Here is a 19,299-nt window from a genome sequence, read left to right on the forward strand (position 1 = left end):
CAGAAGATGGCGTGCTTATTTCTCGATGCTGTAGACTTGAGACCAATCTGATTTACTATCTTCTTTTTCCGCGCGAACGCGCCAATAGATTTGGCCCTTTGGTAAAAGCTTGTCGACCATTACTTGGTTTTCACGACTGACGGTGCCGTGAATGAAGTTCTTAAAATCTTTATCTGCAGCAAGCTCCAAACGGTATAAGCTAGCCCCTTCTACCCCTTCCCATTTAAAGAGAATTGGTTCTTGGGTCCCGCTCAGGGATACCAACGAAACTCCATCTGGTGGAAGTTTTGGACGAGGCATTGCTAATACATTTTTTGGAACTGCCGCTGGCTTACGCGGTTCGGGCGCAGGCTTTACAGGAACCACAACAGGAGCACTTGGTTTTGCAACTACTGTAGCTTTTTTCTTTGGCTCTACCTTCGCTTTTTCTTTTGGTTTTTCTTTCGGCTTTTCTTTTACGACGACGGTTTTCTTTTCCATCGAAGCTGGTAACTTAGTCAATGGCTGTGGATCAGAGCCATAGCTTCGCACTTCTTTTTTCGCCTTCACTTTTTTGTCGTCATCCTTCACTACTTTCAGTGGAACAACCGGCAGAGGTGCAGGAGGTGGTGGCGGTGGTGCAAATGCCACCACTTTTGGTGCAACATCTGGAGCTTTTGCTAGCGTCGCAGGTTTTTCAATCGTTAACCGACGCACCTCAGACCACGGAGTAGAACCAATGGGGTCAACTTCACCGCGTACACGCCAGTAGAAGTCACCAGCTGGCAGTTTTTGCGGGGCCAGTTGAGTTTCATTCACTGTAATGTCGCTAAAAACTTTTCCAAACGAGTTATCAAATCCTATTTGAAGGCGATACTTGGTCACTCCGTGCTTGGCCTGCCAGTAAAAGCGCAGAGGATTCCCCTCTTGAGTGACCATTGCAACAAAGGGATAAATCGTTTGCGGCGCAGTTTTTGAAATAACAGTAAAGCGCACGGGCGCTAAGGCTTCATAGAGGTTGTTATTACTTCGTTTTACGAGCCGGTAATAATAGTCCCCTTCACCAGGAAGATTGTCCGTCACGAAAGGAGACCTCGCCGCGACTTCTTCTAAAACGATGTCATGAAATTCAGGATCGCGCGCCACTTCAAGTGACGTGTTTTCATCAAAAGCCCCAGTCCATTCAAATCGGAAAGGTTCTTGTGCTGTTATCCAAATTTTTTGCGCATTAATAGGTGAAAGTGCTTTGCGACCATTGCTCTCTTCATTTATGAGCTTCAGCACCCATGCTCCGCCAAAAGACAAAAAGGCAAAAATAGCCATCACAAGCGCTACACGCTGTGGCCACTTTTGTGGTTCCTTTGGTTTTTGGTCAACGGGCATTTTATGGATCATTTAAGTCCTTTCACAAAGCCTCTCCCCTTTATTTATCGGAATCGAAAAGAATCTATAAATCGACATTTACCACTTTGTGATTAGAACTAGACTAAGTACCGTAATACAGGACCACTGACTAAGGGCCTGTTTAGTTAGCGCCGTCCTGCGCCGATGTATCTGGTGTGAAAACACTGATCCCATTATTTATATTTGTAATCGCTACTGGACTCACCGATTTGGCATATGGCCAAACCGTTGAATGGTATCCGCCAGAAACTGAAAAGGGCCTTGCGCCTGATCGTTCTCGCGTGGTGATCACGGGCCGTACGCAATCCAATGCAAAAATCCAAATTGATGGCGAAAGTGTCACCGTGATGAATAAAATCACCGGCCCAAGTACGGCTAAAATTGATAGCCGTCAAGCTCGTGCGAATTTTGAAGGTTACTTCGAGGTCGCCCTCGAACTACCGCAAGGTTTGGCGCAAATTCCAATAAAAATCCAAAACGAAAAAGCCCAAAAAACTTTCATGATTTCGGTGGACGTGAAAATCGTAAAAGATAAAGTCGACGAAGTTCAACTCAGTAACACCAAAGTTACTCGTAGCAAGCCTCCGGCAGCAGCGCGACGTTTCCGTCTTTGGGCTGGTGCCGGCGGAACTATGCAAAGTGTAAATCAAACGACAGCCGGCTCTCCTAATTTACAGTTCCAAACAGTGCAAGCTCCAGGAATTGTTTTACGTGGTGGCTACTGGGGCGAAAGCTTTGGTTTAGATCTGTACTATCGCGTGGCTCCTGGGAAAGTCGTTGCAGATCCACCTCTTTCTGTCGAATCGGATTCTTATCAATGGAATACTCTGGAAGCAAAAGGGCTTTATCAATTTGAACGTGGACCAGGTAGCAGGATTGGCGGACTTCCGAGCCAATGGCAATTGCGCTTTGGAACCCAAAGCCATCAAGTGCCGTTCTTAGATATTAATGCCAGTAATGTTATTAGCATTCAGAATGTCAGTATTACGACTGCCACTCTTGGAGTGGGTCTCTTACTGGGACAAGAAAAAGACTGGTCCTATGAATTTGCCTTTGGACTTCAGCAACCGATCGCTGCTTCTGCAAGTGGCGCTACATTTACTGTTTCTCCGAAGCTTGCTTATGAAGCTCAAATTGGTGCCGCCTATAAGTTTGCTCCTGACTGGCGAATAGGTATTTTCTCTTATACGCAGTCTCTAGACTATACATATAATTATAAAGCAACGAGCGCGACCGAGAAAACCGGAGAACAGAAGTTGTTCTATACCACGTTTGATTTGCGCCTAGGATATGAATTCTAAATGTCTCATTGTGAGACTCTCTTTTAGATTCTTTGTGTACCCTTAGTTTCCATATATACTAAATAAACCTATTGTAATGGGTCTTCGGGGGAAGAATCATGAAAATCAATAAGCGATTCAGCTTGGCGGCTATTGCTGTTGCCACAACTGGCATTATCCTTTTTCAAAATTGCGCGCCCGCAAAAATTTCTTCTAGTGAACAACTAAAAACCGATGCCTCTAATGAAGATTTGGGATCTAGCGCACCTCCGGGCTCTACACCAACGCCTGGCGGAAGTACGCCAACTCCGACACCTGGATCAACTCCAGTTGCTACTCCTACGCCTGTGGCTACACCGACACCAATCGTCGGGCCAGCAATCAGAGTCTCTACAACATTACTTAATTTCGGCAATGTCCGTTTTGGCACAACCAGTCCAACACGTTTGGTGACAGTCACCAATATTGGCAGCGCAGAGCTAAGAATCACACAACAAAGTATCACTGGCGGAGTTGGAGGGTTTCCTTCCTTCGTGAGAGATAGTTTTGAAACCACTTGCCGAAGTACATTGGCGGCGGGGCAAAGCTGTGACATCGGAATTTATTTTGATGCCTTTTCCGTTGTCGGCGCCGCTACTGAGATGTTGCAAATCGTAACTAACGCACCAAGCTCGCCAACCTTAGTTCAGCTAGAGGGACGAAGCTTTTAAAAGCTATGTATAAGCAATAAATCGTCCCGCAAATATCACGGATGTCCACAATCCCAAAGATAACAGAGCGTGCGCTTTAGGCCAACTTCCAAGGCCTTTGCGCTCGCGCCAGTGGTAAGCGCCTACATTTACAAGTGCTGCCAAGATCAGCGCCATTTTTATTTGAAAGGTTCGATTCAAAATAATTTCTTCGGGATTAGCGATCACCAAAAGTAAGCCAGTGAGCACAACCAATACAAACCCGCGTCGCGAAAGCATCAAATTCAAATTAGCAACAGAATCCAACGAAAGACTTCGCCCAACACCAAGAAGACGCAGATCAAATATAAAAGCACCACCTACCAACAACGCAATTCCCAAAAGATGAAAGCTCTCCGTAATAGGATACATCCAAGTAGAAGCTTGCAAACTTCGCGACAATGACGTCGCCCCTATTTCCGCCGCGACATCACTGAGCATATCTAGCGCAACTCCACTTTCTTACTATTCACCGTAATATTCTCAGCCCGAAGTTCAGGTTTATTCTCTTTCGACGGATAACCAAGAATTTGCACTTCAGAACCAGGCTTAATCATCTCAGCAGTTAATCCCCGACCCTCCATACGTGACACCGGAGCAAGAATCACAGTCCAAGTCTTCCCCTGATACTCAACTTGCAAACTCCCATGCGGATTTTCATAAGAAGACTTCAAAACCTTCGCAGAAATATTCATAGCCTTCGAAGAATCATAAGAACTCCACCCATGATGGCCGTGAGCCCAAGAAGCCACTAACAAACAAAGCGTAAAGAAAAAACTCATTTTCATAAGCCACCTCACACCCCTATTTTAGAAGTCTCATAACCTCACGCAATCAGAGTTCCTATGTCATTTGAAACAACCATCACCGAAACCAAGTCACCAATTCGAAAAAATAAGACACAATCACGAGCCTCATAGTTTTTCCAAAGTAGTGATAAAACAAAAACGCGCCCGCCCGAGGCATCCTAGTATTTTTGCTTCGAAGCCGATTTGCCGGAGATGGTGGGGACGCCTTTGGATCTTGCTTTCGGGGGCTCAAGCGGCGCCCGGACGGCGCGAACCTGCCGAAGGCAGGCGCTTGCGTGAGGGCCGGATGCCCGTCCCCCGAAAGCAAGAGCCGAAGGTGGCCACGCCAGCTCCGGCAAATCCCACGCAAGAAAAGCAAGAAGCCTAGGTTATTAGCCTAGGCTTCTTATAGGAGAACGCGGAGTGGTCTCGGTCTTAATTTTAATTAGTGGCCATTTCCGTTACAAGCACCTACGTAGCCGGAAACGTTTTTCTTAGAGAGAATCTTCGCACCATCGTGCAAGCAGATTCTGCCTGAAGAATTGCTGAGTGAGCGAATTGTTGCACCATACACGTGGATGGTTCCCGCAGAAGAAGAGAGTGTATCTACTTCTTTCGCGATAATCACTTTAGTGCCTGAAGTCGAAACAATCGAACCTACAGAGTTAGCACGGATACAAGTTGCACCCGATACGTTTTTCACGCTAGCTACAGTGCGAGCATTGATGTGCAATGTACCGCTGATGCTATTGATTGGACCAACATCACCAACACGGTAGAGGCGAACGCCACCGCTGATACTTTGGATAGAACCAATGTCTTCAGCTTGGTTGATAGCGATACCACCGCTCATGCTTTGGATAGAACCAATGTCACCAGCAACAACGATCTCAGATGCACCAGAAACGCTGGCGATTGAAGAAACATTCATTGCAGATTCAACACGAACACCACCAGAAACACTTCTGATACTCAAGTTTCTAGCAGCACCGAGTCTTACGCCACCAGATTTGTTGCTGATAGAGTAGTCTTGGTTCGAAGAAGGCAAGCTCAACAGTGGCATATCATCAATGTCTTTGAAGATACGGCACTCACCAGAGTATGCGCCACCATCATCCGGAACTGGTGTAGGTTTCGGAGTCGGAGTTGGTTTTGGAGTACAACCAGGCTTCGGAGTTGGCGAAGGCTTAGGAGTACAGTCAGGTTTTGGTGTAGGTGATGGCTTAGGCGTACAACCTGGTTTAGGTGTAGGACTAGGAGTCACCACTGGTGTAGGACTTGGTTTTGGAGTTGGCGTTACTACAGGGGTTGGAGTAACCACTGGAGTAGGCGTCACTACAGGCGTAGGTGTTACGACTGGAGTTGGAGCCGGAGTAGGATCAACTACAGGTGTTGGAGTCGCAACTGGTGTAGGAACCGGAGTTGGCGTCACAACAGGTGTTGGAGCTGGAGTTGGATCAATAATAGGAGTCGGAGTCACTACTGGTGTAGGAACCGGAGTAGGAGCTGGTGTTGGCTCAGGTGTTGGAGCCGGAGTCGGATCAATAATAGGAGTTGGAGTTGCAACAGGTGTTGGTGTTGCAACTGGAGTTGGCACTGGCGTTGGATCCACAATCGGAGTTGGATCTACGATTGGTGTAGGCATTGGTGTTGGATCAACGATTGGTGTCGCAGTAGGTACCGGAGTTGGAGCCGGTGTTGGATCGATAATAGGAGTAGGATCAACGACAGGAGTCGGAGTCACTACTGGAGTAGGATCTACAATTGGAGTTGGATCCACGATAGGTGTTGGATCGACAACAGGCGTAGGAGTAGGAATCACAGGTGTGACGTCTACATCTGGTGAAGGACTTGGAACCGGAGTTGGGTCCACAACAGGTGTTGGATCGACTACTGGAGTAGGATCAGGTTCTTGTCCTGGAATCCACCCATCAGCACTTTGAGACATGCTCATATTAGAGGATTGGTCGAAGCCATTAACGCCACCGGCGTTATTACAGGCAACCAAGCTCAGGGTAAGAGCAGCTCCCATTAACAGTTTATAATTCACAAATAGTGCTTTCATTGGGGTTTTCCCTCCACAGATACCTTATACGCAAGACCCAGACCATAGGCCTAAAACCCCAGACTCATTACTAAACTCCTAAAGTTGTTCAGTATTCTCATTGTGGAAAGTTTAAGAAATTGCGCACATGTTAGACGTGATGATTATTTGATCGAAAAAACCCTGATTCAATTTTGAGATGACGTGCTCCAAATGCACTAAAACGCAGGAGCTGGTTTTGCAACCTATCGTAGGTATGTATCAAATCGCGAGAATCCTACTTGTTATAAGCATTTTATGGCATTTTGAGCCAGTTTCGGCTCAACGATCGGACGCTTTTTTAGGGAATCTGTATAAGAGTTCGACGATCAATTTTGGGAATCCAGGCCCCCAAGAGCCCCTCCCTGCAGAAGGCATTCGCCTGTTTGTTTGGAACATTCATAAAGCTGAAGACGCTCGTATGTACCAAGACTTCGCGGACCTTTCTTTCGGTGCAGATATAGCTGTCCTTCAAGAGGCTATTAGCAAAAAGAGTTTTACTCACCCAATTACAGACGCGAATCCTAACTTCGGGTGGACGCTCGCAAAATCGTTCTTACAATTAGACCTTTCTTACACTGGTGTTGCTACAGGATCACGCGTAAGAGCCCTGACTGAAGAAGTGATTGTCTCGAATGTCAAAGAGCCAGTTATTGAAACACCGAAAACTATTTTGCTCTCTGAATTTGCGATTGAAAACTCGCAAGACACTCTTCTAATTGCCAACATTCACGGCATCAATTTCGTGAGCACAGAAGCTTATAAAGTTCAAATCAACCAGCTGCTTGAAAAAATCAGCCTTCACCATGGTCCTATGATTGTTGCGGGTGATTTTAACACTTGGTCCGTCGACCGCAGAGCATACTTAGAAGAAGTTTTTGGCCCATTGGGTTTGAAACACGTCCAAACTCCGATCGCAGGTGTATTGGATTTAGATCATGTCTATATTCGTGATCTAGAAGCTCGTTTCGTTTTCGATTTGTCCCATATTGACTCCTCAGACCACGCACCATTGATGATGGATCTTACTTTTGAAACTAACAAGGTGATGATGTATGAAAGTAAATAACAAAAACCTCCTTCTTTTATTAAGTCTCACAACATTGCTAGGTGCTTGCGAAGTAAAGAAGAATGTGGACGAAATGCATGGTGCAACGGTGGAAATGAACGACACCACTAAAACCATGAATGAAAACACCGAAGAACTTAAAACCGCTGCTGGCGAGCTTTACGATGCTCTTCGCCAAGGCGATTCTCTGTCTGCACGCCGTGCCGCTTTGGACAACTTGGTTAAGACCGAAGATCCTGCAAGAAAACTTTCCGAAGCTGCAAAGTACTTTATGTCTTTCGAATATCAGTTCTGGAGTAACGAGGGACAAGATAAAGGCGCTCATCGCCGTGATGAAATGGCGACAGAAGCTGCTCGTGAGTTCTTTAAAGACGTTCAACAATTCATTCCTGGAATGAACTTGGTTCCTAAGCCACTGGCTGGCCAAATTGTTCCTACAAAGAAAAGCAACTTGATCAACTGCCTGAATGCCTTGTCAGTCACAACGCACTTCTTGAATCCAAAACAAGAATTACGTATGAAGGCAGATCCTAAAATGACTAAGCTATCTATGAATAAGATTATCGAAGATTCATTGCTAGCTAAAGAGTCCATCGAATCTGGCGAAAAGAAGCTCAGTGATTACCCAGGTTACGTCGAAGAAGTTCTTTCAAACGAAGCTATCGCAGTTTATCTCTTAGAAGCTCGCTATAACTATATGGCGGCTCTGCTTTTGGGCAAAACAACCAACATCGCTCACAGCAAATTGGCTGCAACCGTTTCGATCATGAAGGAATGGACATTAGATCTTTCTACTTTCAACATAGCTCAAACCGAAGAAATTAAGAAATTCCTTTCGGGCTCTTTGAAAACCAAAACAACTCTGAAAAAGCTTGGTATTAAACCACGCACAGACATTCTTTTAGCTCGTCTTATTAACAAAATGAAAGTGGACAGCTCAAAGAAAGCGACTTTGGCTGCAAAGATCGCCCTTGATGAAGAGATCATCAAGGACATCACTGAATTAAAAAAATTAGATTAAGCGACTTCGAGTTCGCCTGCGCCGATGCTTTGTTGAAGCTTAACGCGTAGGCGGGCAACAGCTTGTGCATGAAGCTGAGATACACGGCTTTCGGTCACGCGGAGAACTTGGCCGATCTCTTTTAAGTTCAAATCTTCATAATAATACAAAGACAGAACCAAACGTTGACGCTCTGGTAATTCTTCAATGGCCTGAGCAACAACTTCTTTAATAGACTTGATATTGAGCTGATTAAATGGATTGTTCAGCTTAGAACCTTCCAACAAATTCAAAATCGACTTGTGATCGTCATTGCTGAAAGATTGGCTGTTATCAATAGACAACAAACTGACCGGGCGAACCTGATTGACGAGATCATGGAACTCATCAACATTGATATTCAAAGCTTTTGAAACTTCTTCTTCTGTTGGCGCACGACCGAGTTCGTTTTCAAGGCTTGCCATGGTTCTATCCAAAAGTTTCGCCTTGTCACGGATAGAGCGCGGCACCCAGTCTTGTGCGCGAAGTTCATCCAGGATCGCACCACGGATACGGAACTCAGCATAAGTTTTAAATTTGTTATCACGAGTTGGATCGTATTTGTCGATGGCATCCATCAAACCGATCACACCTGCAGAAATCAAGTCATCTAACTCGATATTAGAAGGAAGTCTTACTGCAATCTTCTGCGCGACAAACTTGATCAGAGGAGCATACTCTTTGATCAACTCATCTTTCTGCTTCGGATTGAGTCTTTTCGGCTCTTCTTTGTACTTCTTCAACAACGCCGTATTTTTTGCCATTTTTTCCCTCTATAAAACAATCTTATCAGTTTCAACCCAGTGTGAAAAAGTCCAATTCCCTTAAGCTACACCGACGACCTGTTCCCAGAACATTTGAAGCCCGCCCTTAGTGACGATTTTCTGACTGGAATTCTCGATTTGCAGGCTTAAGTTCTTAATGGCTTTCGCAGACTCCGCCGTCATGTCGTGTCTCATAATAAGGCGATTTAACTGAGTCGCTTTGCGAAGAACCGGATCCATCGGAACCGAGCCCCAATAGTCCAGACCAATGTACAGGAATTTGTTAACGACATCGTTGAAGCGCTGATAAAGGCCAACACCTTCGGCTTCGTCACGAACGTTGTTACAGATAATTGCAAACTTGTTCTCTTTGTATTTTTGGTGAAGAACCTTGATCAATGCGTACGAGTCCGCAAGGCTTGCTGGATCCGGAGTGATCACCACAGAGATTGTCTGCGCTGCTGCATTCAAATACAAAACGTTATCAGCAATTCCAGGAGCCGTATCAATCAACATGTAATCGAAATCCTGAGGCAAAGTGCCCACTGCTTCGATCATGGCTCTGCGCTGAAAACTGTTCAGATTATTGAACTCTAAAACCCCGCTACCGCCGGGAATTAAGAACACGTCTTTAGCAACTTCGACAATAACTTCATGAATGCTTTTTTCACCCATGATCACATCGTGGATATTTCCGTCAGATTTTACTCCGTACAGAATATCTACGTTGGCCATTCCCAAATCGCCGTCAAAGATCAGAACTTTGTTTCCTGTCTGAGACAAGCGCAAAGCGATGTTTGAAGTCAGCGTGGTCTTTCCGACCCCGCCTTTACCAGAGGTAATGCTGATCGTTCGGGTGCCGCTATTTTGAAACAATCCGTTGTATTTCATAGTACCTGCTGTTCCTGTTTATTCGCTTGAGTGATTTTAAATAACAGATCCAAAACGCGTTCTTTGGTGGCAAACTCGAAGTCCTCTGGGACGCGTGTACCGATTCCAAAAGAATGAAGTGGCACATCAAAACGTCTCATGAAGTTATAAATCGTTCCGTGTTGTACAGACTCATCAAGGCCTGTAAAGATCACATCTTGGTAATCCAAGACAGAATAACGACGACCCAACTCTGTCGTATCTTGATCTTTCGCCAATGTTGAAAGCACCAAGTGCACGCGCGCTTTCATCGAAGCCGGTGGCATCAAACGCTTTAGGTTCATGCCCTCTTCAGCATTACGAAGGCTTAATCCTGGGTAATCCACCAAGATATAATCAACGCTATTCATGTAATTCATGATTTGATACCAATCCGTCGCATTACGAATCACTGTGAAAGGTACGTTTAGGATCTGAGCATAAATTCTCATTTGATCAGAAGCGCCTACTTTGAAAGTATCTGCAGAGAGGATAGCTACTTTTTTGTTTTCTCTGACAACCAAGTGGCTGGCCATTTTCACCAAAGCTGTTGTTTTGCCCGAGCCTGCAGCTCCGACGAAAACATGAACTTTAGCGTCACGGTTTTCTTCCGCACTTGTTGTTTTAGTCGTCTCAAGAATACGACGGGCTACCCAGCCTTCTACCAAAGAGCGATTTTTAAGCTTTAAAGACGGAAGCTCCTTCTGAGCTTTCTCGCAAATGTCAGCTGCGATCTCTGGAGCCACACCCGCTTGAATAAGTTTTTCAAAAACAAAGCTCAAGTCATAAGGCAGACCAAAATCAGCACCCGGATGACCTTGAACAAAATTTTGTGGGATGCTCTGAAAGTGAGCTAAAACCTGCTTTAGATTTGCGATTTCATTTTTAAGGGACTGCATTTCTGCAGACTCCATAGCTTTTGCAACTGTCGCTTGCGCTACAGATGCCGGAGCCTTTGGCGGAGCCGCCGTCAAGATCGGCAACACCGGTGTCGGCGCTGTTTTTTGTCTTGCTGGCTGCAATTGATCTTGCATTACAGACATTGCTCTTTGTGCAGCATTGCGAACGCGAACTTGCGCCGCCTCCGAAGCATAACGCGTGTCTTGTACCGCGTGAGCCATCGGGTCTTCATCAATATCAATATATCTTTGAGAAGTAATCGCACGTGGCGCTTTGTTCTTCTCAAGATGTTTGTTGACCATTTTCTCGATAAGATCTTTTTGTGAGCGTGCAGAAGATTTTGCAAACTTCTGTTTTTCCTCATCACGAAGACGGGCTTCTGCAAATTTCTTTCTTTGCAAAGTTTCTTCTGAAACCGCCGCTGTGATCTCCACACTGCCGTCCCCTACAAGTCCGTAACTACGATTATTGTCTCTTGCCGAGAGAATAATAGCATCGGGTCCAAGCTCGGCTTTAACCATCTCAAGGGCTTCTTTCATGGTGCGGGCTTCGAATTTTTTAACTTGCATGGTTTAACTCCACCAAAGCGACTGATTGAACGTTAGCGTCGGATGTTAATTCGTTATGGGATAAAACTACGAGTTGCGGAATGAATCTGTGAGTCAGCTTGAACAAGTGTCTACGTGATGTCGGACTTGTCAGCAGAATCGGTTGGCCTGCAATCTCTGGATGTGTTTCCACAGTTCTTGCGATTTCACCAATAAGTCTGTGTGCCGTGTTCGGGTCCATCACTAGTTGCACGCCTTGTTCCGTTTGTAAAAGCGAATTTGCAATCAACTCTTCAATCACTGGATGCAATGTCATGACTGGGATATTGCCAAGCTCGGTCGTGTATTTCGCAGTGATAGAACGAGCCAAAGCTTTACGCACATTCTCGGTCAAGACTTCGATATCTTTGTTACGAGGAGCTTCATCAGCCAATGTTTCAAAGATTGTCAGCAAGTCGCGAATAGAAACCTGCTCTTTGAGCAAGCCTTGCAATACACGCACGACAGAACCCAAAGACATTTGATCTGGAATAAGCTCTTCCACCACTTTTGGATGGGTCTTTTTGAAGTTGTCCACCAAGCCAGCTGCTTCTTGACGGCCCAAAAGTTCGTGAGCATGTGTACGAATGATTTCTGTCAAGTGAGTTGCCATAACCGTTGGCAAATCCACGACAGTGTAACCAGCCATTTCTGCTTCTTCTTTGCGATTTGGAGAAACCCACAAAGCATCCAAGCCAAACGCCGGTTCTTTGGTTGCAATACCTTCAATACGCTCAAGAACGTTTCCTGGATCCATCGCCAATAGGTATTCAGGTCTTAAAGCGCCGCCACCAACACGGTTGCCCTTAATGAGCAAACGGTATTCGCCAGGAGCTAATTGCAAGTTGTCGCGAATATGAATACTTGGAACCACGATTCCAAGATCCAGAGCAAACTGCTTACGGATGCTCACAATACGTTCCAACAAGTCACCGCTCTTGTCTGACTCGACAATATTAATAAGACCATATCCGACTTCGAGTTCAACAAGGTCCAAAGGCAACATCGTTTCGATGTTTTCCTTTTTTGGTGCCGATGCAACAGCATCTGCTTTTTGTTTTTCGTTATCGACTTTTTCTTGTTGGTAACGACGAACGATCCAAGAAAGACCACCCAAGCCTGCGGCCATCACCAAGAACGGAATTGTAGGAAGTCCCGGAACTAAAGCTAACAAACCAATTACGGCGCCAGAAATCGCCATAGCTCTTGGATTTGAAAGAAGCTGATTAGTAACTTCAGCCCCCATATTGTCTTCGGTTCCATTACTGCGGGTCACGATCGTACCGGCTGCAGTAGAGATGATCAAAGCTGGGATCTGCGCCAAGATACCATCACCAATCGTAAGCATAGTGTAGTATTTTGCCGCCGTACTGACATCAAGACCCTTTTGAATAACACCGATCAAAAGACCACCGACGATGTTGATCAATGTAATGATGATACCGGCAATGGCATCACCACGTACGAACTTACTGGCACCATCCATCGCCCCGTAGAAATCGGCTTCTTGCTCGATCTCTTTACGACGGCGGCGAGCTTCGGTCTCATTGATCAGACCCGCATTCAAGTCCGCATCAATCGCCATTTGCTTACCTGGCATTGCATCCAAGGTGAAGCGTGCTGCAACCTCGGCGACGCGCCCAGAACCCTTGGTGATAACGATGAAGTTGATCACAATCAAAATCATGAAGACGATCAAACCGATGACATAGTTGTTACCAACCACGAAGTTACCGAAGGCCTCGATAACATCACCGGCTGCGTGAGTTCCCTCGTGTCCGTGAGTCAAAATCAATCGTGTTGTTGCTACGTTCAAAGACAGACGGAACAACGTCGTCATCAACAGAAGCGACGGGAATGAAGTGAACTCAAGAGTTTTCTTTACATAGATAGAAACCAACAAGATCAACAAACTTAAAGACAAAGAGAAACTGAGTGCCACGTCGAGCAGGATCGGTGGCAGAGGAATGATCATAACCGCCAATATGCCCAAAAGACCGACTGCAACGAATAGGTCCGTATTCTTGGTGAATTTTTCGAATCTCTTGATGAACTGAAACAGTTGTTCCATTACCTTCTCACCTTCTTACGCAACTTATAAACATACGAAAGAACTTCAGCCACCGCGACAAAGAGCTCACGGGGAATCACTTGCCCAATCTTCAGGGTTTTATAGATGGTTCTCGCTAGTGGTTTGTTCTCGATCACAGGAATGTTGTGTTCACGTGCAATGGCTTTGATTTTCTCGGCCACCAGGTCTGCACCCTTTGCCACGATTTGTGGAGCCGGCAGATTCGCATCGTACTTAAGCACGACGGCGATGTGGGTGGGATTTGTAATAACAACATCGGCTTTTGGAATTGCTTCCATCATACGACGACTTGCACGCTCTCTTTGCAAGCGACGGATACGACCCTTGATCATCGGGTCACCCTCTCGGGACTTTGATTCTTCTTTGACCTCTTGTTTGGTCATCATCATTTTCTTTTCAAGATCCCAACGCTGGAAGAAGTAGTCCGCACCTGACAGAATCAACATCATCATGCCGATACCGCCAAACAAGCGCACCACGATGCCACCGATGTACTGGAAAATTTCTTCTAATGAGTAGCTGATTAAGTAAGGAACTTTTGCAACTTCTGACTTCAACAAGAAGTACAAAACCATGCCGATAAAGAGCATTTTTAAGAAAGATTTCAGTCCTTCTACAAAGGCACGCAGACTGAAAATACGTTTAAAGCCTTCAACAGGATTCAACTTATTGAAATCCGGGCTCATAGCGTCTTCGACTTGCAAGAAGCCCACCTGAACGATGGAAGAGATCGCGCTAATAAGACCCGCCACTGCCATAACAGGCGCAACCAAGATAAAGAGCTTTGTCGCACAGAACATCATAGCTTCTGAGAAATCGCCCGAGCGGATGGTCGTCACTAATTGAGGTCCCATCGTATAGTTGAAAACCTCATAGATGTTTTGGAAAAAGAAACGGCTCAACAAGTAGACACCGCCCGCTGATGCGAGCAATAGCAGACATGATGCTAACTCTTTCGTTTGCACCACTTGACCGCGACGTCGGAAGTCTTCTCTCCGCGCGTCCGTTGCCTGTTCTGTCTTCTCGTCCTGATCCTCTGCCACCTAGTTGTTCCTTCCTAGAACGCTAAGGCTTTCATTACCAAAACTAACTTCGTATGCGTTAAATCCATAATCCCGTGCATTTCCATCACAAGAAGAGGGATACAAATAAACATCAAAACAAATCCAATCAGCAACGTGACTGGCACACTTGTAACCAACACATTGATTTGGGGAACCGCACGGCCCAGGATCCCCATCGCGATATTGGTAACCAACACAGCTCCGATGACTGGGGCACACATTTTAATCCCCATGACCATCATATCTTGTACAAACGTCGCCATTTCAGCGAAAGGTCCTACGTTGAATTTCATTTGCGCCAACGGAATCAGTTCATAACTTTGAGCAATACCGCCAAGAACCAAGTGATGACCGTTGATAGCAAAAAAGATCAAGGTCGCCAGAGTATTGTAGAACTGCTCTACCGTATTACTGTTAGAACCCAACATCGGATTGTAAATCTGTGCTTGTCCCAAACCGATGGTTACCGAAACCAACTCCCCTGCCATTCCGACAGTGAAAAAGAACAAACGAGTTAAAAAACCTAGACTCAACCCCACTGCAACTTCGCGTGCTGATAGTAAAACCAGATCTTCTGTTAATTTTGCAGCATCTGTTGTCGCCAATTGCACACTTGGGAAAACCACCATGGAAACAACAACAGCCAACAAAATTTTGATAGGTACACTGATATTGCCCGAACCAAATACAACGGAAGACACCACAAAAGAGATCATTCTCAAGAAAATGAGCCCAAAGATGATAACTTGTGCTTCGGTCATATGATAAAACAAAGTTGTATCCCCTATTCGCGTACGATCGTTGCAATATTCTCAAACAAGGTAATTGTGTACTGGCTCATCACATCGATCATCCATGGACCAGCAAGTACAAACACCGCCGCGACCACGATCATCTTAGGAATAAAAGTCAAAGTAGATTCATTGATTTGAGTAAGTGCTTGGAAAATACTGACAGCCAAACCCACCACCAAAGTACTTAAAAGCATTGGTGCAGCCAACATTGCAGTCGTTCTTAAGGCGTCTTGTCCAAGCTTGATAATAATGTCTTCAGTCATGTTTCACCTCTAGCCGAAGCTTTTCACCATAGAACCGATGAGCAAACCCCAACCATCCACTAATACGAACAACATGATTTTAAACGGCAATGAAATCACCACCGGTGGCAACATCATCATCCCCATCGCCATCAAAACGCTGGAAGCGACGATGTCGATCACCAAGAATGGCAGGAAGATAATAAAACCAATTTGGAAAGCCGTTTTAAGTTCAGATACAACAAACGCAGGAACCAACACGATCGTTGGGACATCTGCACGCGTTTTTGGCTTGTCAATTTTCGCAAGCTTCACAAAAAGCCCCAAATCTGAATCGCGCGTTTGATGGAACATGAATTTACGAAGAGGCGCCAGAGAATTTTCTAAAGCCGCATCTTGAGAGATCTTACCAGCCAAGTACGGCTGTACTCCGGTTTCATTCAATTCTTTGAAGGCCGGTCCCATTACAAAGAAAGTCAGGAATAAAGACAATCCCACCAGAAGTTGATTTGGCGGCATTTGTTGAATTCCCAAAGCTTGTCTTAAAAAACTCAGAACGATAATGATACGAGTAAAACCCGTCATCATAATCAAGATAGCAGGTGCTAAAGTTAGCACCGTCATAATCAAAACTAACTTAATTGCATTTACGACTTCATTCGGGTTGTCCGTGGTTTTAAAACCAAGATTTACCGAAGGCAAAGTCACTTGCTGAGCGAATGCCCAAGAACCGAAGAGGATAATACCGGCAAACACTAGGGCCTTTTTCACTGTAAAGACCTCATGCCTTTCAATTTCTTAGAAACCACATCTTTTACACCGCGGATCGAGAACTCTTCTTCAACGTCGTTATCAGTATCCGCTGGTTGAGTTCTGCTTGTCGTCACAGTCGCTGCCGGAGTCGTACCGAAGATGTCCGCGAAGTTATTGCTGTGAACTTCTTCTGGGACTTCGTCATCTAAAAGAGCCAATGACTTGATCATGTTGATGTTTTGATCTGTCACACCAATAAGGATGCTTTCACCGGCTACGCGAATGATTGCCAAAGACTTCTTTGGTCCTAAAAAGTGCTGAGTCAAAACTTTGATCTCGTTATTTTTACCCGCTGTGAAGTTGGCTTTGCCATACTTGCGCATAAAAATATAAGCGCCCGTTCCTACTAAACCCATCATAGAGATAGCCAGAATCACTTTAAAGATCGGGTGACCTTCCTCTGAAGCCTTTTTGGGGGCATCCAGGTTCAAAGGAATTTCCGATTCTTTCTTGCCCGCTAAATCACCTTCCGCTTTCGTTGAAGCTTCGGTGGACGCTGCCGGCTCTTGAAGAACTGGCTCTGTCGTTGCGGTAACTGCTTCTGCTGTTTGCACAGCAACCGCTTCTTCTGTTTTTGCAGAAGTAGTTGCTGCTTGAGCCGCAAGTCCTGTGAGTAGAAGTGTAGTAGCAATAATCAAGCGCATTTTAACCTCGGTTTCAGTGACTACTTCAATTGCTCGATACGTTCGGTCGGGCTGATGATATCTGTCAGACGCACACCGAATTTTTCATTGACCACCACGGCTTCACCGCGAGCAATGAGCTTTTCGTTCACGTAAACTTCCATTGGCTCACCGGCCAACTTACTAAGTTCGATGACGCTACCTTGAGTAAGATTCAACAATTCACTCACTGGCATTTTTGTACGGCCCAATTCCACTGTTACACGAAGTGGAATGTCCAAGATCAATTGCAGATTTTTGTCTTTCGGGCCACCGCCCGCGCCGCTGCCTTCGGAACCAGAGCCTGAACCTCCGCCCATTCCGCCGCCACCGCCGCCTTTGCCTGCAAGAGCATCATTCATCGCGGCTGCTTCTTCGGCGAGCTGATCCGCTAGATTCTCTAAATTATCCATGATGTTTCCCCCTATTTCTCAATCTGACGAGTCACTTGCACTGCGACCGTCCCGTGATGGATTCCGTAATAACCTTTAAACTTTTTAACACTTTCAATCTGAACATCGATTTCGCCCGTGGCATCTTGATCCAAAGGAATTACGTCCCCTGTTTTCATTTCCATCAGGTCTTGAAGTAAAATTTCGGTCTGACCCAAATTCACTTTTACTTCTACGTTGGTCTCCAAAAGCTGTTCCTTAATAATAGCTGTCCAAAGTTTTTTATCTGTTTGGTCAGACTCTACTTGGAAACCAGATTGGAGTTTTTGTTTGATAGGCTCGATCGTCGCGTATGGAACGACGACAGAGATTGTTCCTGTCGCGTTTTCCAATTCCACGTCGAAAGTTGATGCGATAACCACGTCTGTCGGAGGAACGATACCCACGAACTGTGGATTGACCTCGGTACGAACGAAGCTGCAATCGATTTTTTCAACAGAAGCCCATGCGTTTTCTAAGTCATTGATCGCAAGTTCTACGACCTTTTTAACGATAGACAATTCGATTTGCGTGAACTCTTTTCCGTCGATCTTTGTATAAGGACGATCGGCGCCACCGAAGAAGCTATCTACAAGTGCGTAAGCAAGCTTACTTTCGATAACCATCAAAGCCGAACCGCGCAGAGTTCCGAAACGCAGAACTGACATACACGTTGGCATTGGTAAGGTATTGATAAACTCACCGAATTTCAGAAACTCGGTGCTCGTCAGTGTAATAGAAGCGATCTTACGAAGAGTTGAGGACAAAGATACGCGGAATGCGCGCATAAATTTTTCGTAGATAACTTCTAACTGCGGAAGACGGCCACGGATAATACGGTCTTGGCTCGTCAAATCGTAGTTAACGACGTTTTTGCCTTCGGTCGTTTTGACGGAGCCGCTACTCTCTTGCTTAGAAGTATCGGCGGTCGTCACCTCACCATCAGAGACGGCGGCTAAGAGCGCATCTACTTCACTTTGTGACAGTACCTGATTCATGCTCGACCTCTAGTTATAAATGAATTCAGTAAAGAACACGTTTGAGATCTTTCCTTTAACAAGGAAAGAGTTGATGGTGTCTTTAATTTCGTTTCTGAGATTGTCTTTGCCTTCTCTGGAGGAAACTTCTTCGTAGGTCTTGCTGGAAAGGATGATAATAATGATATCGCGCACTTGAGCTTTGCGTTTATCGATCTCTTCCTGAACGGCTGGACCTTTTACTTCAAGCTCGATAGAGACGCTAGCAAGTTTGCGGCCTTTAGAGCCTGCCAAATTGATGATGAACTTCTCTAAAGGAATGATTTGACCGACGAATTTCTTTTCGTCTGTATGTTCCTTGTCGTGATCTTGGGCTTCTTTTTCGCCTTTGATAACGTGCTCAAGTTTTGGTTCTGCGGCTTCTTTCTTTTTGCCTTGGAACATCATGAAGCCAACGCCTGCTACGACCAGCATGTTGATCACTGCGAGTGCAATGAGAATGATATTGTTTTTACCGCCACCTGATGGCGCTGCTGCTGGTTCTACTGCTGCCGCTGCCGCTTTATCCTCTGCCACTTCATCCTCCTTGATGAATAGACACACCTATCTCATCAAGTTATTAAGCAACAGCAGTGCCAACCCGACATCGGTCTGGTCGAGTCACTGTTTTGGCACTCCAATTGGAATATACAAG

At 45.5% G+C, this 19,299-nt stretch carries 20 protein-coding genes; 4 read left to right on the forward strand and 16 right to left on the reverse strand.

The features are described from left to right. Positions 1 to 15: 15 nt before the first annotated feature. Positions 16 to 1,374, reverse strand: a complete 1,359-nt coding sequence (locus ACLWBB_RS17825) for a hypothetical protein (protein ID WP_413288915.1) — start codon at positions 1,372 to 1,374, stop codon at positions 16 to 18. 164 nt (positions 1,375 to 1,538) lie between these two features. Between ACLWBB_RS17825 and ACLWBB_RS17830 the strand changes: the two genes are divergently transcribed. Next, entirely contained in the window at positions 1,539 to 2,684 is a 1,146-nt protein-coding gene (locus ACLWBB_RS17830; protein WP_413288916.1) for a hypothetical protein, read from the forward strand. A gap of 98 nt (positions 2,685 to 2,782) precedes the next feature. Further along, entirely contained in the window at positions 2,783 to 3,373 is a 591-nt protein-coding gene (locus ACLWBB_RS17835) for a choice-of-anchor D domain-containing protein (RefSeq protein WP_413288917.1), read from the forward strand. Between the two features lie 3 nt (positions 3,374 to 3,376). On the opposite strand, the gene ACLWBB_RS17840 is transcribed toward ACLWBB_RS17835, so the two are convergent. From ACLWBB_RS17840 to ACLWBB_RS17850, 3 genes are all read right to left on the reverse strand, one after another. Then, positions 3,377 to 3,832, reverse strand: a complete 456-nt coding sequence (locus ACLWBB_RS17840; protein ID WP_413288918.1) for a hypothetical protein — start codon at positions 3,830 to 3,832, stop codon at positions 3,377 to 3,379. A gap of 2 nt (positions 3,833 to 3,834) precedes the next feature. Next, positions 3,835 to 4,179, reverse strand: coding sequence for a DUF6152 family protein (locus ACLWBB_RS17845; RefSeq protein ID WP_413288919.1), 345 nt, complete (start codon positions 4,177 to 4,179; stop codon positions 3,835 to 3,837). A gap of 445 nt (positions 4,180 to 4,624) precedes the next feature. After that, positions 4,625 to 6,244, reverse strand: a complete 1,620-nt coding sequence (locus ACLWBB_RS17850) for a hypothetical protein (RefSeq protein WP_413288920.1) — start codon at positions 6,242 to 6,244, stop codon at positions 4,625 to 4,627. 217 nt (positions 6,245 to 6,461) lie between these two features. On the opposite strand from ACLWBB_RS17850, the gene ACLWBB_RS17855 reads away from it, so the two are divergent. Together ACLWBB_RS17855 and ACLWBB_RS17860 are read left to right on the forward strand one after the other, a co-directional pair. Next, positions 6,462 to 7,331 carry an endonuclease/exonuclease/phosphatase family protein gene (locus tag ACLWBB_RS17855; protein ID WP_413288921.1) on the forward strand — a complete coding sequence of 290 codons (870 nt, stop codon included), beginning with the start codon at positions 6,462 to 6,464 and terminating at the stop codon, positions 7,329 to 7,331. Continuing rightward, positions 7,318 to 8,352 carry a hypothetical protein gene (locus ACLWBB_RS17860; protein WP_413288922.1) on the forward strand — a complete coding sequence of 345 codons (1,035 nt, stop codon included), beginning with the start codon at positions 7,318 to 7,320 and terminating at the stop codon, positions 8,350 to 8,352. Before ACLWBB_RS17855 ends, ACLWBB_RS17860 begins: the two co-directional genes overlap by 14 nt. Here ACLWBB_RS17860 and ACLWBB_RS17865 read toward each other — a convergent pair. From ACLWBB_RS17865 to fliL, 12 genes are read right to left on the reverse strand one after another with little or no spacing between them, the layout of a single operon-like run. Further along, positions 8,349 to 9,134: a FliA/WhiG family RNA polymerase sigma factor gene (locus tag ACLWBB_RS17865; RefSeq protein ID WP_413288923.1), complete on the reverse strand. Its 786-nt coding sequence runs from the start codon at positions 9,132 to 9,134 to the stop codon at positions 8,349 to 8,351. The two genes, ACLWBB_RS17860 and ACLWBB_RS17865, sit on opposite strands and share 4 nt — an antisense overlap. Before the next feature lie 60 nt (positions 9,135 to 9,194). Then, positions 9,195 to 10,025 carry a MinD/ParA family protein gene (locus ACLWBB_RS17870; RefSeq protein WP_413288924.1) on the reverse strand — a complete coding sequence of 277 codons (831 nt, stop codon included), beginning with the start codon at positions 10,023 to 10,025 and terminating at the stop codon, positions 9,195 to 9,197. Next, positions 10,022 to 11,512: a flagellar biosynthesis protein FlhF gene (flhF, locus tag ACLWBB_RS17875; protein ID WP_413288925.1), complete on the reverse strand. Its 1,491-nt coding sequence runs from the start codon at positions 11,510 to 11,512 to the stop codon at positions 10,022 to 10,024. The genes ACLWBB_RS17870 and flhF overlap by 4 nt, the downstream gene beginning before the upstream one ends. After that, positions 11,502 to 13,601 (reverse strand): flagellar biosynthesis protein FlhA, encoded by a 2,100-nt coding sequence (gene flhA, locus ACLWBB_RS17880; protein ID WP_413288926.1) that lies wholly within the window; start codon positions 13,599 to 13,601, stop codon positions 11,502 to 11,504. Before flhA ends, flhF begins: the two co-directional genes overlap by 11 nt. Further along, on the reverse strand, positions 13,601 to 14,665 hold the full coding sequence (gene flhB / locus ACLWBB_RS17885; RefSeq protein WP_413288927.1) for a flagellar biosynthesis protein FlhB: 1,065 nt from the start codon (positions 14,663 to 14,665) through the stop codon (positions 13,601 to 13,603). Before flhB ends, flhA begins: the two co-directional genes overlap by 1 nt. A 14-nt stretch (positions 14,666 to 14,679) precedes the next feature. Then, on the reverse strand, positions 14,680 to 15,459 hold the full coding sequence (gene fliR / locus ACLWBB_RS17890; protein ID WP_413288928.1) for a flagellar biosynthetic protein FliR: 780 nt from the start codon (positions 15,457 to 15,459) through the stop codon (positions 14,680 to 14,682). Between the two features lie 11 nt (positions 15,460 to 15,470). Further along, positions 15,471 to 15,743, reverse strand: a complete 273-nt coding sequence (gene fliQ, locus ACLWBB_RS17895) for a flagellar biosynthesis protein FliQ (RefSeq protein WP_413288929.1) — start codon at positions 15,741 to 15,743, stop codon at positions 15,471 to 15,473. Positions 15,744 to 15,752: 9 nt separating this feature from the next. Then, the gene (gene fliP / locus ACLWBB_RS17900) at positions 15,753 to 16,493 is read right to left on the reverse strand and encodes a flagellar type III secretion system pore protein FliP (protein WP_413288930.1); all 741 of its coding nucleotides are present in this window, start codon (positions 16,491 to 16,493) and stop codon (positions 15,753 to 15,755) included. After that, a complete protein-coding gene (locus ACLWBB_RS17905; RefSeq protein WP_413288931.1) occupies positions 16,490 to 17,179 on the reverse strand; it encodes a flagellar biosynthetic protein FliO in 690 nt (229 codons plus the stop codon). The genes fliP and ACLWBB_RS17905 overlap by 4 nt, the downstream gene beginning before the upstream one ends. Before the next feature lie 20 nt (positions 17,180 to 17,199). After that, positions 17,200 to 17,610, reverse strand: coding sequence for a flagellar motor switch protein FliN (gene fliN, locus ACLWBB_RS17910; RefSeq protein ID WP_413288932.1), 411 nt, complete (start codon positions 17,608 to 17,610; stop codon positions 17,200 to 17,202). An 11-nt stretch (positions 17,611 to 17,621) separates the two neighbouring features. Then, a complete protein-coding gene (gene fliM / locus ACLWBB_RS17915; protein ID WP_413288933.1) occupies positions 17,622 to 18,626 on the reverse strand; it encodes a flagellar motor switch protein FliM in 1,005 nt (334 codons plus the stop codon). A gap of 9 nt (positions 18,627 to 18,635) precedes the next feature. Continuing rightward, positions 18,636 to 19,181, reverse strand: coding sequence for a flagellar basal body-associated protein FliL (gene fliL, locus ACLWBB_RS17920; protein WP_413288934.1), 546 nt, complete (start codon positions 19,179 to 19,181; stop codon positions 18,636 to 18,638). Positions 19,182 to 19,299: the final 118 nt, after the last annotated feature.

The organism is Bdellovibrio sp. HCB337, from assembly GCF_047302465.1.
Taxonomy (GTDB): Bacteria; Bdellovibrionota; Bdellovibrionia; order Bdellovibrionales; family Bdellovibrionaceae; genus JACMRP01.

Coding starts and splice junctions, on each gene's coding strand:
- ACLWBB_RS17825 (WP_413288915.1), bottom strand. CDS start 1,374: ATGATCCATAAAATGCCCGTTGACCAAAAACCAAAGGAACCACAAAAG.
- ACLWBB_RS17835 (WP_413288917.1), top strand. CDS start 2,783: ATGAAAATCAATAAGCGATTCAGCTTGGCGGCTATTGCTGTTGCCACA.
- ACLWBB_RS17840 (WP_413288918.1), bottom strand. CDS start 3,832: ATGCTCAGTGATGTCGCGGCGGAAATAGGGGCGACGTCATTGTCGCGA.
- ACLWBB_RS17845 (WP_413288919.1), bottom strand. CDS start 4,179: ATGAAAATGAGTTTTTTCTTTACGCTTTGTTTGTTAGTGGCTTCTTGG.
- ACLWBB_RS17850 (WP_413288920.1), bottom strand. CDS start 6,244: ATGAAAGCACTATTTGTGAATTATAAACTGTTAATGGGAGCTGCTCTT.
- ACLWBB_RS17860 (WP_413288922.1), top strand. CDS start 7,318: ATGAAAGTAAATAACAAAAACCTCCTTCTTTTATTAAGTCTCACAACA.
- ACLWBB_RS17865 (WP_413288923.1), bottom strand. CDS start 9,134: ATGGCAAAAAATACGGCGTTGTTGAAGAAGTACAAAGAAGAGCCGAAA.
- ACLWBB_RS17870 (WP_413288924.1), bottom strand. CDS start 10,025: ATGAAATACAACGGATTGTTTCAAAATAGCGGCACCCGAACGATCAGC.
- flhF (WP_413288925.1), bottom strand. CDS start 11,512: ATGCAAGTTAAAAAATTCGAAGCCCGCACCATGAAAGAAGCCCTTGAG.
- flhA (WP_413288926.1), bottom strand. CDS start 13,601: ATGGAACAACTGTTTCAGTTCATCAAGAGATTCGAAAAATTCACCAAG.
- fliQ (WP_413288929.1), bottom strand. CDS start 15,743: ATGACTGAAGACATTATTATCAAGCTTGGACAAGACGCCTTAAGAACG.
- ACLWBB_RS17905 (WP_413288931.1), bottom strand. CDS start 17,179: ATGCGCTTGATTATTGCTACTACACTTCTACTCACAGGACTTGCGGCT.
- fliN (WP_413288932.1), bottom strand. CDS start 17,610: ATGGATAATTTAGAGAATCTAGCGGATCAGCTCGCCGAAGAAGCAGCC.
- fliM (WP_413288933.1), bottom strand. CDS start 18,626: ATGAATCAGGTACTGTCACAAAGTGAAGTAGATGCGCTCTTAGCCGCC.